A 12,967-nucleotide genomic window follows, 5' to 3' on the forward strand; every position below is an offset into this window, starting at 1 on the left:
GCACTTGGAGCCGGGCTTGGTATCTGGGGCGTAATCAATCTGATGGAGGGCTACGGCAACGACAATCCGGGCGCGAAAAGCCAGGGCATGAAGCAGCTTATGGCGGGCGGCGGCGTTGCCCTTATCGGCATGACCCTTGTACCGCTGCTTTCCGGCTTGTTCGGTTAAGAAGCGCGGGTAAAGGCTTATGCAGAGCATACTTGACGCGATTAACGAATGGATAAAGGAAATCCTCATAGGAGCCATAAACGGTAATCTGTCAACTATGTTCGGGGACGTAAACGAGAAAGTCGGCACTATCGCCGCAGAGGTAGGGCAGACCCCGCAAGGGTGGAACGCAAATATATTCTCCATGATACAGACGCTTAGTGAGAATGTAATCGTACCCATTGCGGGGCTTGTCATTACCTACGTCCTATGCTATGAGCTTATCAGCATGGTAACGGAAAAGAACAATATGCACGACGTTGACACTTCCATGTTCTTCAAGTGGGTGTTCAAGGCGTTTGTGGCAGTCTACCTTGTGACGCACACCTTTGACATCACTATGGCGGTGTTCGATATGGCGCAGCACGTTGTTTCCGGCGCGGCGGGGGTAATCGGCGGCAGCACAGAGATTGATGTTGCCGCCGCCCTTGCTTCCATGCAAAGCGGGCTTGACGCTATGGAAATCCCCGAACTGCTCTTACTTGTCATGGAAACAAGCCTTGTGAGCTTGTGCATGAAGATAATGTCCGTACTGATAACCGTTATCCTCTACGGGCGTATGATAGAAATTTACCTTTACTGTTCGGTATCGCCTATCCCGTTTGCAACTATGACTAACCGGGAATGGGGGCAGATAGGAAACAACTACCTAAAATCCCTGTTCGCTATCGGTTTTCAAGGCTTCCTCATTATGATATGCGTCGGCATTTACGCCGTACTGGTAAACAACATGATAATAGCGGACAATCTGCACAGCGCGATATTCTCCCTTGCAGCCTATACCGTTATCCTCTGTTTCTCCCTGTTCAAATCCGGCGCACTGGCGAAGTCGATATTCTCCGCGCATTAGCGGCGTGTCAAGGGTAGGGTGGAGATTTTCAGAGCGAAGCGGCGAAAATACGACCCGACCTTGACGCGGATAACCCCCATAAAATACGGGCGGGCAAAGGGCATAGATTGACCTTTGCCTTGATTACCCTTATGGAAAATTACAGCAACAAAAAACTACGAAAGGAGGTTTTCACTTGGCGTATGTACCCGTACCCAAAGACTTATCCAAAGTCAAGACAAAAGTAGCTTTCAACCTTACCAAACGGCAGATTGTATGTTTTGCGGCGGCTCTCCTGTTCGGCTTGCCGCTTTTCTTTCTGCTCAAAGACAGCACAGGCACAAGCCTTGCGTCTATGGCTATGATTGCCGTCATGCTGCCCTGTTTCCTCTTTGCCATGTATGAGAAGCATGGACAGCCCCTTGAAGTGGTGGTGAAGAACATCATACGGACAAAATTCATAGCCCCCAAAGAACGACCATACAGGACAGACAACTTTTATTCCGTCTTAGAACGGCAGAGAAAACTTGAAAAGGAGGTATCAGCGATTGCAAAAGGAAACACGAAGAAACAGCGCGGCGGGAAGCACAAAGCCTAACCCGCCCCGCAAGCTCACCCGCGCCGAGAAAAAGCAAATTGCGGAAATCATCAGACAGGCAAAGGGCGACGGGAAAGCCCACACCGCGCAGCAGACAATCCCCTATATCCAGATGTACCCGGACGGTATCTGCAAGGTTACGGGACGGAAATACTCAAAGACCGTCGCCTTTGAAGATATTAACTATCAGCTTGCACAGGCAGACGACAAGACCGCCATTTTTGAGAACTGGTGCGACTTCCTCAACTACTTTGACGCTTCCGTTTCGGTGCAGCTTTCTTTCATCAATCAGGGGACGCAGCGGGGCGAAGCGGAAAAGGCGGTCAATATCCCGGCACAGGAGGACGCTTTCAATTCTATCCGCACAGAATACCGGGATATGCTGAAAAATCAGCTTGCAAAGGGCAACAACGGGCTTGTCAAGGCAAAATACATCACCTTTGCCATTGAAGCCGACAGTCTGGGCGCGGCGAAATCCCGCCTTGCCCGTATCGAAACGGACGTGCTGAACAACTTTAAGCTCTTGGGCGTAGCTGCCCGCCCCATGACAGGCTATGAACGCCTTAAAATGCTGCATGGCATTTTCCACCCGGAGGGCGGGCAGTTTGCCTTTGATTTTTCATGGCTTGCCCCGTCCGGGCTTTCCACAAAGGACTTTATCGCCCCGTCCTCTTTCCGTTTTGGCGAGGGGCGTTATTTCCGTATGGGGCGCAAAATCGGCGCGGTTTCATTCCTTGAAATCCTTGCGCCGGAGTTAAACGACCGTATCTTATCGGATATTCTGGACTTGGAAACGGGCGTTATCGTCAATCTGCATATCCACAGTATCGACCAGACCGAAGCCATAAAGACAATCAAGCGGAAAATCACCGACCTTGACAAAATGAAAATCGAGGAACAGAAAAAGGCGGTACGCAGCGGCTATGACATGGATATTATACCGTCCGACCTTGCCACGTTCGGCAGCGAAGCGAAAAATCTCTTACAGGACTTGCAGAGCCGGAATGAAAGAATGTTCCTCTTGACGTTCCTTGTGGTGAACATGGCAGACACAAAAAGGAAACTGGAAAATGACGTATTCGCGGCGGCGGGCATTGCACAGAAGAACAACTGCGCCTTAACCCGCCTTGACTACCAACAGGAAGCGGGGCTTATGTCCTCTGTACCGCTTGGGGAGAACCTTATCCCCATTCAAAGAGGGCTTACCACGTCAAGCACCGCTATCTTTATCCCCTTTATCACGCAGGAGCTTTTTCAGACGGGCGCGGCTTTGTATTACGGCTTAAACGCCCTGTCTAACAACATGATACTCTGCGACCGCAAGCAGCTAAAGAACCCCAACGGCTTAATCTTGGGTACGCCGGGAAGCGGGAAATCCTTTGCCGCCAAACGGGAAATGACAAACGCTTTCCTCATTACAGACGACGACATTATTATCTGCGACCCGGAAGCAGAGTATTTTTCCCTTGTGCAGCGGCTTGACGGGCAAGTGATACGGTTATCGCCTACGGGCAAGGGCATTGACGGGAAGCCCCAGTATGTGAACCCTATGGATATTAACCTCAACTATTCCGAGGACGACAGCCCCCTTGCGCTGAAATCCGACTTTATCCTCTCCCTCTGCGAGCTTGTCATAGGCGGCAAGGAGGGCTTGCAGCCCGTCGATAAGACCGTCATTGACCGCGCCGTTAGGAACGTGTACCGCCCTTTCCTTGCAGACCCCGACCCGGAGAAAATGCCTATCTTGGGCGACCTCTACGACGAGCTTTTGAAGCAGCCGGAGCCGGAAGCGGCGCGTATCGCGGCGGCGTTGGAGCTTTATGTTTCCGGGAGCCTTAACGTCTTTAACCACAGGACGAATGTAGAGCTTTCAAACCGCCTTGTCTGCTTTGACATCAAGCAGCTTGGGAAGCAGCTCAAAAAATTAGGTATGCTCATTGTGCAGGACCAGGTATGGAACCGCGTCACCGTCAACCGGGCAGAAAGGAAATCCACCCGGTATTTTATGGACGAATTTCATCTTCTCTTGAAAGAGGAACAGACCGCCGCCTATTCCGTTGAAATCTGGAAGCGTTTCAGAAAATGGGGCGGCATACCCACAGCCATTACGCAGAACGTCAAAGATTTGCTTGCTTCCCGCGAAGTGGAGAATATCTTTGAAAACTCTGATTTTGTCCTCATGCTCAATCAGGCGGCGGGCGACCGGGCTATCCTTGCAAAGCAGCTCAACATCTCCCCGCAGCAGATGAAATATGTCACCCACACCGAAGCGGGCGAGGGGCTTATCTTCTACGGAAACGTGGTGCTGCCCTTTGTAGACCGCTTCCCGAAAGACACCGAGCTTTACCGGGTAATGACGACGAAGCCGGAGGAAGTGGGGGAAGCATGATAAAAAACGAAAAAAATATAAAACCACTGACACATTTAAGCCTGTTTACCGGGATAGGCGGCATAGACATAGCCGCCGAAGCCGCAGGCTTCACAACCGTCTGCCAGTGCGAATGGGCGGATTACCCAACCGCAGTATTGGAAAAGCACTGGCCGGACGTTCCACGTTTCAGAGATATACACACTCTGACAAAGGAGGCTTTCTATGAACAGACAGGAAAAAAAGAACTTACGCTGCTCTCCGGCGGCTTCCCATGCCAGCCCTTTTCCAGTATCGGGCCAAAAAAGGGGTTTGAGGACGCCCGCTACCTCTGGCCGGAAATGTGCCGCGTCATTAACGAACTCCGGCCCCATTATGTGCTTGGCGAAAATGTTGCTAACTTCATCAATATGGGGTTCCACAAAACGCTCATTGACCTGGCAAAGGCGGGATATGCTGTTTGGACATTCGTACTTCCTGCTTGTGCCGTCGGCGCATGGCATGAACGCAAGCGAACTTTTATCGTGGGGATTGATGTTTCCTACTCCCCTTGCCGCCGACACAGGCTCAAGGACAAGGACGGAACGGATAAGCATATCCCCAAACGGGGCGTTCCGCCGGAAGAAACGGGACGGGAGGTACTGGTCGGCGGGGCTTTCGGAAACAATCTATTTTCTGACGCCGGTAACAGACCCGTCGCTGCGCTTCAACCCGGAATGGGTGGAATGGCTGATGGGCTTCCCACAGGGGTGGACGGAAATATCCTCTGGTGCATAGAGCCTACGGATATTCCCCGGCTGTCCCCGAACACAAAGGACAGGTCAAAACGCCTAAAAACGCTTGGGAACGCCGTAGTGCCGGCACAGGTTTACCCAATCTTAAAATATATCGCGGACATGGAAACCGGGAAATGTTCGGAATGGTGCGTCTGGGAAAAGGAGGTGGCAGACCATGAAACAGTATAAATCCAGTGACAAGACCATGCTGAAAATGACCCGCGAGGGGGCTGTCGAGGTAAACGCCGCCACCGGGAAAAAGAAACGTATCAGCAAGCGGATAAGGGACGCGGACTTTGCAAAGACCGAAGCACCGCAGCCGCCGGAACAGGCAGCGCAGCCCCTACCGGGCGGCGCAGCTCCCGCGCCCACAGCCGCCGCGCCGCCGCTTCCCCATGCGCCGGGGGCAGAACGGGAACAGGACACCGCCGCAGCCGAGCGCGTCTTGGAGCGTATCGACGGGGCGCGTACCAGAAAGGCGAGCAAAAAGGCGGCGAGGAAAGCACAGGCAGAAGCCACAGCAAAAGAAAAATCTTCCCGCTTGCAGTTTACCGACGAGGAACGGGCAACGCCGGAGCTTGAAAAGTATATCCGAAAATCGGACAAAGCAGCCGACCGTCTGGACGCGGCAAAGGCGGCTATCCCCAAAGAAAAGAAACTTGTACGGGAGCGCACCTTTGACGAAGCTACCGGGAAAGGCAAGACCCGCCTACGCTTTGAGGAACGGGAAAAGCCCATAGGAAAGAATAAGCCCCACAATAACCCGCTATCCCGCCCCGCACAGGAAGCGGGTATTTTCGTCCACAACAAGATACATTCCGTTGAAAAGGACAATTCCGGCGTTGAGGGGGCGCACAAATCCGAAGAACTGGCAGAGCGCGGCGCAAAGTACGGGGCGAGGAAAGTCAAGGAGGGCTACCGCAGCCACAAGCTGAAACCCTACCGGGCGGCGGCAAAGGCAGAGAAAGCGGCGTTCAAGGCGAATGTGGATTTCCAGTACCACAAAGCCTTACATGACAATCCGCAGATTGCGGGCAATCCCCTTTCCCGCTTCATGCAGAAGCAGCAAATCAAGCGGCAGTATGCAAAGGCAGCGAAAAAAGGGGGCGCAGCCACAGCAAAAAAGGCAGCGGAGAATACAAGGAAAGCGGCAAAGAAAACCGCCGAGGAAACCAAACGGGCAATCGCTTTTGTAGGGCGGCACCCGGCGGGCGTATGTATCGCCGTTGCCGCGCTGCTCTTATTCATCATGGTATCGGCGGGGCTTTCCTCTTGCGGTTCCATGTTCTCCGGCTTGATGAACGGCATACTTGGGACTTCCTACACGTCGGAGGACAGCGACCTTGTGGCGACGGAGAACAATTACGCCGCAAAGGAAAACGAGCTTCAGCAGCAGATTGACAATATCGAAAGCACCCACCCCGGCTATGACGAATACCGCTATGACCTTGACAGTATCGGGCATAACCCCCATGAGTTAGCGTCCTACCTCACCGCCCTTTTACAGACCTACACCCCGCAGAGCGCACAGGCAGAACTAAACCGCGTCTTTGCCATGCAGTACACCTTGACGCTGACGGAAGAAACGGAAATCCGCTACCGCACAGAAACAAGCACCGACCCGGAAACAGGGGAAACGACCACCGAGGAAGTACCCTACGAGTACCATATCCTTAATGTGAAGCTGACGAACAAGCCCATTTCCGAGATTGCGGAGGAACTTCTAACGCCACAGCAGCTTGAAATGTACCGCGTCTATCTGGAAACAAGCGGCAACAAACCGCTGATTTTCGGCGGCGGCTCCCCCGATATGGGCGCGTCCGAGGATTTAAGCGGCGTACAGCTTGTAAATGGCACACGCCCCGGCAACACTGCCGTTGTAGACCTTGCGAAGCGGCAAGTCGGCAACGTGGGCGGGCGACCCTTTTGGAGCTGGTACGGATTTAACAGCCGCGTGGAATGGTGCGCCTGTTTTGTTTCATGGTGCTACAATCAAGCCGGGAAAAGCGAGCCGCGCTTTGCCGGGTGCCAGTCACAGGGCGTACCCTGGTTCCAGTCACGCGGGCAATGGGGCGCGAGGGGCTATGCGAATATCGCCCCCGGCGACGCTATCTTTTTCGACTGGGACGGGGACGGGAGCGCAGACCATGTAGGGCTTGTTATCGGGACGGACGGGGAGCGCGTCTATACCGTCGAGGGCAATTCCGGCGACGCCTGCAAGATAAAGAGCTACCCCGTCAATTATGGCTGTATCAAGGGCTACGGCTTAATGAATTGGAACTGACAACAAAAAATGAAAATCTGAAAGGAGAAATTTATTGATGGCTATGAACAAAATTGAACGTATCGACAAGGAGATTGCAAAGACCCGCGAGAAAATCACCGAGTACCAGAACAAATTAAGGGGGCTTGAAGCGCAGAAAACCGAAGCGGAAAACCTGCAAATCGTACAGCTTGTGCGCTCCATGCGCCTTTCCCCGCATGAGCTTTCCGCTATGCTTTCCGGGGGCGGTATTCCGGGCATGGAAGCCGCGCCGGGCTACCCCGCAGAACCCGCAGACCATGACAACGAAGAAATGGAGGACACCGAGAATGAATAAGAAAATCCTTAGAACCTTGACCGCACTTTGCGCCGCCCTTATGCTGACGGGCGGCTTTTCCGTCACCGCCTTTGCACAGACCCCGGAGGGCGAGGACGCTACTGACGACAGCGGCGTTGTCTACGAGGAACCCCAAAAGGAAGAACCCCTTACCCCGGACGGGAACGCGACCCTTGTAGACGATTTCGGCGGCAACAAGCAGCTTATCACCGTAACGACCAAAAACGGCAATTACTTTTATATCCTCATTGACCGGGACGACGAGGGCGAGAATACTGTACATTTCCTTAATCAAGTAGACGAAGCCGACCTCTTAGCACTTATGGAGGACGGAAGCACCGAAGCAGCCCCGCCCGCCGTTTGCAGTTGCACCGAGAAATGCGAAGCCGGGAAAGTAAATGTGAGCTGCCCCGTCTGCAAGGAGAACATGACCGCTTGCAGCGGCAAGGAAGCGGAGCCGGAAACCGAGGAACCGCCGGAGCAGCCCAAAGAAAAAGGCAATGCGGGCGGGCTTGTGCTTTTCCTTGTCGTGGCACTTCTTGGCGGCGGGGGCGCGTTCTATTATTTTAAGTTTATGAAGCCGAAGCAGAGCGTCAAGGGCGACACCGACCTTGAAGATTTCGATTTTGACGACTACGACGAGGACGAGCCGGAGCCGGACGAGGGGGACGGGCTTTCTGATGAAGAACAGGAGGACGAGGAAGCATGACCCTGTTTACCGACAATCCCTTTGAAAAGATGATGATACAAAGACCGGGCGGGCGGCGTGACAATGCGCCGCCCGTTCCCCATTCCCCGGCTTGCGTTTCCTGTCCGTACAAAGGGCAGCTCCCTTGTGTGGGCTACTGTCTGAAACAGGTACAGGAGAAAAAGGCAAGCGAGTCGGAACGCTGAAAATGGAATTTTAATTTTCGTTTGCAACATCTATGAGATTTTCGTAATGCAAAAGTGTTATGTTATTTTCATTTTGCAGTTGGAGCTTTCTATCACGAATATTCTCAAAATCTTTACGAAGTCCGGCTATCACAGCATAGTAAATTTGATAAGGGCAATATTTGTATAATTGTCTGGGTAACTTTGTATTGGAGAATGAGTGCTTTTCCAATTCTGCTACAATTACATTCCAATTTGCAGCAATATACATTTGCCAATCCTTAACCTGTTCAATCCCTTTATTGATTACTTCCCCGAAACGAGTACCTTTTTCTTTTGTTATCCGCCCATTGGGAGCTTCTAATTCCACAAAGACAAATTGATAACCGTCTGAACTGTTACCTATGAGCAGATAATCAGCCACATAAGCCGACCCAATTTTGAACTCTGGAAAGATATAATTATCGTCATGGTGTCCTGTTCTGTAATAATGCCGTAATAAGCCAAACAAATAATTCCATGCACGATTAGAAGCTATCCAATTTAGGATAGCTCTTTCTGTTGTATCGGAAGAAGTAATCAGTTGATAAAACTCTTTTGTCGTATCATATATAGGTGTGAACCTTGAATAATGGTTGTTGGGAAATAGCGAAGTAGCACACTCAATAAAGTAATCCATTTCTTTGTTTTTACCGCGCCTGTAATGCCCGCCACGTTTTTTATTCATTGCTTCTTCCTGTTCATCAGTAGGAGCAAAAACATCGAAAGTATGTATTGATTTCATATTGTCACCTGTTTCTTATAGTAATGCTTAAAGTATAAACCAATTCCAAACCTAAAACAACTGAAAGGAGAACAGAAAGTGAAACTGATTATTGCAGAAAAACCGAGCGTGGCGCAGACTATCGCCGCCGCGCTTGGCGTTAAGGAAAAGAAAGACGGATATATCGAGGGCGGCGGCTACCTCATTTCATGGTGCGTCGGGCATTTGGTACAGCTTGCGGAAGCTGCCGCCTACGGGGAGCAATATAAAAAATGGAGTTTTGAGAGCTTACCCATTCTGCCGGAGGAATGGCAATACGCCGTTGACCCGGACAAGGGGAAGCAATTCAAAACCCTAAAAGAGCTTATGCACCGCGCCGACGTTTCCGAAGTGGTAAATGCGTGTGACGCGGGGCGCGAGGGAGAATTGATTTTCCGCTTTGTCTATGAAGCGGCGGGCTGCAAGAAGCCCATGCGCCGCTTGTGGATTTCCTCAATGGAGGACGGGGCGATTAAGGCGGGCTTTGCTTCCCTCAAAGACGGGCGGGAATACGACGCGCTCTTTGCGTCTGCCCTCTGCCGCGCAAAGGCTGACTGGCTTATCGGCATTAACGCCACCCGGCTTTTCTCCTGCCTGTATGGAAAGACCTTGAACGTGGGGCGCGTCCAGACCCCGACCTTAAAAATGCTCACCGACCGGGACGCGGCTATCTCCCATTTCCAGAAAGAAAAATATTATCATGTGCGCCTTGATTTATCCGGCGCGGAAGCGGCAAGCGGGAGGATTTCCGACAAGGCAGAAGCCGACGCGCTGAAAGGGGCTTGCGAAGCGGAAACGGCGGTATGCGTTTCCCTCACCAGAGAGAAGAAAACCGCAGCCCCGCCGAAGCTCTTTGACCTTACCTCTTTGCAGCGGGAAGCGAACCGCATTTTCGGCTACACCGCGAAGCAGACCCTTGACCTTGCACAATCCCTTTATGAAAAGCGGCTCCTTACTTATCCGAGGACAGACAGCAGCTTTCTTACTGACGACATGGGCGGCACCGCAGCGGGCATTATCGCGCTGCTCTGCGAAAAGCTCCCCTTTATGGCGGGCGCGGACTTCACGCCGGAGGTTGCAAAGGTATTAGACAGTAAAAAAGTATCAGACCACCACGCAATCATTCCCACTATGGAGCTTGCAAAGGCTGACCCGGACACGCTGCCGGAAAGCGAGAAAAATATCCTTACCCTTGCGGGGGCGCGTCTGCTCCTTGCCACCGCCGAGCCGCATATCTTTGAAGCGGTTACGGCGGTTTTCTCATGCGCCGGGACAGACTTCACCGCAAAGGGAAAGACCGTACTTGCGGAGGGTTGGAAAGAGCTTGAACGCAGATACCGGGCGACGCTGAAAGATAAGCCCGAAGCAGAGGACGGGGAAAATGCAGACGCGACGCTGCCGGAGCTTTCCGAGGGACAGGGCTTTCCTAACCCCGCCGCAAAGGTAACGGAGCATACCACAACGCCGCCGAAGCCCCACAGCGAAGCGTCGCTTCTCTCTGCTATGGAGCGAGCCGGGAACGGGGACACCGACCCGGACGCGGAACGCCGGGGGCTTGGCACTCCCGCCACCCGCGCCGCCGTCATTGAAAAACTGGTAAAGGGCGGCTTTGCAGAGCGCAAGGGGAAGCAGCTTATCCCCACGCAGAACGGAGCCGCCCTTATATCAGTCTTGCCGGATATGCTTACTTCCCCGCAGCTTACCGCAGAATGGGAAAACAATCTGACGCAGATAGCAAAGGGAGCCGCAGACCCCGGCGAATTTCTGTCCGGCATTGAAGCTATGTCGAGGGAGCTTATTCAGACACACGCCGCAGCACTGGACGGGAAAAAGGATTTGTTCCGGGAGGAAAAGCCCTCTGTCGGAAAATGCCCCCGTTGCGGTTCCCCCGTCCATGAGGGGAAGAAAAACTATTATTGCAGCAACAAAGAATGTGCCTTTGTCATGTGGAAGAATGACCGCTTTTTCGAGGAACGCAAGACCGCTTTTTCCGCGAAGATTGCCGCCGCGCTCCTTAAATCCGGCAAGGCGAATGTGAAGAAGCTCTACTCCCCGAAAACAGGCAAGACCTACGACGGAACTATCGTTTTAGCCGATACTGGCGGGAAATACGTCAACTACCGTATCGAAGTGCAGAAGAACTAAAAACTTGAATAGCAAGCATAGGAAGCGGGTACCCACTTCCGTAAATCCCTGTCCTGCCGCTGACGCGCCGGACGGGGATTTTGCTTGTTGGGAAGTTTCCCAAACCCTCTTTTTACGGAGGGCTTCACCCTCTAAAAATTTTCATAAATCTTTGGCAGAAATGCGGGTGTACCGTAGTAGGCTATGCAGCCAAAAAATGCAGCTTGTGACGCTGACGCAGAGAAAGGAGGTTTTCATTTATGGCAAGTTTACGGGACACCGTAAAGGACTATCAAGACGAGCTTAGGGACGGTATCGCGTGGGTAGCGTTCTGGAAACAGGGGCGTTCATGGAACGCGGAATATTTTCATCTTGATATGGACGACACCCTCTACCCGGAGGACAGGAGCCGGTTAGAGGAAATCAAAAGCACCGACCCCGCCGCCGTTATCCTAAACGGCTACTATTGCGGGCATTTAGGCGAGGACATGAGCCTTGACGAGCTGACCGCCGGAGTGCGCTACCATTACGAAAACAGCATGAACGACATTGACGGTTTTATCGGGACGCATGACGACAGGCTTCCCCCGGAGGTTATCGAGGAAGCGAGAGCAGCCGCCCATGAAGCTGGGCTTCCCTTTTCCGAAAAGCCCTACCGGGACGGAGAGGATTTTAACCCCTATGTATTTGACGGTAGACAGAGCTACGAAGATTACGAGCTTATGCACCGCATGATGAACGAAGAAAGGAGCGAACAAATGGCAGAACCGATTTTAAGCGGCTATCTTTCCAATCTTGGGAAGTACACCGAGGGCAGACCCGCGGGCGAATGGGTGACGTTCCCCACGACTGCCGAACATCTGAAAGAAGTCTTTGACCGTATTGGGATTGACTTCAAGCACTACGAGGAATGGCATTTCACAGAATTTCAATCCCCTATCCCCGGCTTGACGGAACATTTAAGCGAGTATTCCCACCCCGACGAGCTGAACTATTTAGGGAAGCTCTTGGAAATGCAGTTTGACGACGACCGGGAGAAATTCATTGCAGCCATTGAATACGGCGACCATGCCGACAGCTTACAGGACATCATCAACCTTGCACAGAATCTTGACTGCTACTGGCTTTATCCGTCCGTCCACAGTGAAGAAGAATACGGGCGTTATCTGGTTGACGAACTGGAAGAACCGGAGCTTCCCGAAGAAGCGAAAAAGTATTTCATGTATGAGGAATACGGGCGGGACGCTTCCATTAACGACGACGGTATGTTTACCGAAAAGGGCTATATCTACAACAACCGCAACACCTTTACAGAATGGTACGACGGGCGCGACGTGCCACAGGAATACCGGGTAACGCCGCAGCCCCCGCAGCGGTCACGCCCCGACCCGGAAAAGGTAGAAATGGACGCAGCCGCGCCGGGACAGAGAACCGCACAGACCGCAGAGCAGCCACAGGAGCCGCGCCCGGTTATCCCTATCGTGCTGACGAGCGAGAAGCCCGCCGAGAAATTAAAAGAGATTACCGACCGTCTGGAACAGGGTATTGCGGAACTCTTTGACAGCGAGCGTTACAAGGAATATCTGAAAGTCATGTCAAAATTCCATAATTACAGCTTCCGAAACACCGTCCTTATCGCCATGCAGAAGCCGGACGCTTCCCTTGTGGCGGGCTTTTCCGCTTGGAAGAACAACTTTGAGCGAAACGTGATGAAAGGGCAAAAGGGAATTAAAATCATTGCCCCGTCGCCCTATAAAATCAAACAGGAAATGCAGAAAATCGACCCGCAC

General features: G+C 52.5%; 12 protein-coding genes. 11 read left to right on the forward strand and 1 reads right to left on the reverse strand.

Annotated features, from left to right (window positions below):
• From D5281_RS22285 to D5281_RS22325, 9 genes are all read left to right on the forward strand, one after another.
• The coding region (locus tag D5281_RS22285; protein WP_160562153.1) for a Maff2 family mobile element protein at positions 1-168 on the forward strand (168 nt) is incomplete at its 5' end.
• 19 nt (positions 169-187) lie between these two features.
• Positions 188-1,057, forward strand: coding sequence for a VirB6/TrbL-like conjugal transfer protein, CD1112 family (locus tag D5281_RS22290; protein ID WP_002584320.1), 870 nt, complete (start codon positions 188-190; stop codon positions 1,055-1,057).
• Positions 1,058-1,232: 175 nt separating this feature from the next.
• Positions 1,233-1,634 carry a PrgI family protein gene (locus D5281_RS22295; protein ID WP_007037042.1) on the forward strand — a complete coding sequence of 134 codons (402 nt, stop codon included), beginning with the start codon at positions 1,233-1,235 and terminating at the stop codon, positions 1,632-1,634.
• A complete protein-coding gene (locus D5281_RS22300) occupies positions 1,585-4,023 on the forward strand; it encodes a VirB4-like conjugal transfer ATPase, CD1110 family (protein ID WP_160562154.1) in 2,439 nt (812 codons plus the stop codon). The genes D5281_RS22295 and D5281_RS22300 overlap by 50 nt, the downstream gene beginning before the upstream one ends.
• Complete coding sequence (dcm, locus tag D5281_RS22305; RefSeq protein WP_160562155.1) at positions 4,020-4,967, forward strand: DNA (cytosine-5-)-methyltransferase; 948 nt, start codon at positions 4,020-4,022, stop codon at positions 4,965-4,967. Before D5281_RS22300 ends, dcm begins: the two co-directional genes overlap by 4 nt.
• Positions 4,968-4,992: 25 nt before the next feature.
• Positions 4,993-7,062, forward strand: a complete 2,070-nt coding sequence (locus D5281_RS22310) for a C40 family peptidase (RefSeq protein WP_160562158.1) — start codon at positions 4,993-4,995, stop codon at positions 7,060-7,062.
• Between the two features lie 37 nt (positions 7,063-7,099).
• Positions 7,100-7,378 (forward strand): DUF4315 family protein, encoded by a 279-nt coding sequence (locus tag D5281_RS22315; protein ID WP_009003586.1) that lies wholly within the window; start codon positions 7,100-7,102, stop codon positions 7,376-7,378.
• A complete protein-coding gene (locus D5281_RS22320; protein ID WP_160562159.1) occupies positions 7,371-8,087 on the forward strand; it encodes a DUF4366 domain-containing protein in 717 nt (238 codons plus the stop codon). Before D5281_RS22315 ends, D5281_RS22320 begins: the two co-directional genes overlap by 8 nt.
• The gene (locus D5281_RS22325; protein WP_160562156.1) at positions 8,084-8,272 is read left to right on the forward strand and encodes a hypothetical protein; all 189 of its coding nucleotides are present in this window, start codon (positions 8,084-8,086) and stop codon (positions 8,270-8,272) included. Before D5281_RS22320 ends, D5281_RS22325 begins: the two co-directional genes overlap by 4 nt.
• Positions 8,273-8,282: 10 nt before the next feature.
• Here the strand turns inward: D5281_RS22325 and D5281_RS22330 are convergent, their stop codons facing one another.
• Positions 8,283-9,035 carry a Shedu anti-phage system protein SduA domain-containing protein gene (locus tag D5281_RS22330; RefSeq protein ID WP_160267377.1) on the reverse strand — a complete coding sequence of 251 codons (753 nt, stop codon included), beginning with the start codon at positions 9,033-9,035 and terminating at the stop codon, positions 8,283-8,285.
• Positions 9,036-9,113: 78 nt separating this feature from the next.
• On the opposite strand from D5281_RS22330, the gene D5281_RS22335 reads away from it, so the two are divergent.
• Complete coding sequence (locus tag D5281_RS22335; RefSeq protein ID WP_330585249.1) at positions 9,114-11,198, forward strand: DNA topoisomerase 3; 2,085 nt, start codon at positions 9,114-9,116, stop codon at positions 11,196-11,198.
• A 239-nt stretch (positions 11,199-11,437) separates the two neighbouring features.
• The coding region (locus D5281_RS22340) for an antirestriction protein ArdA (protein ID WP_160562157.1) at positions 11,438-12,967 on the forward strand (1,530 nt) is incomplete at its 3' end.

Origin of the sequence: Parablautia muri (genome assembly GCF_009917485.1) — a bacterium.
In the GTDB taxonomy this organism is placed as follows: Bacteria; Bacillota; Clostridia; order Lachnospirales; family Lachnospiraceae; genus Suilimivivens; species Suilimivivens muri.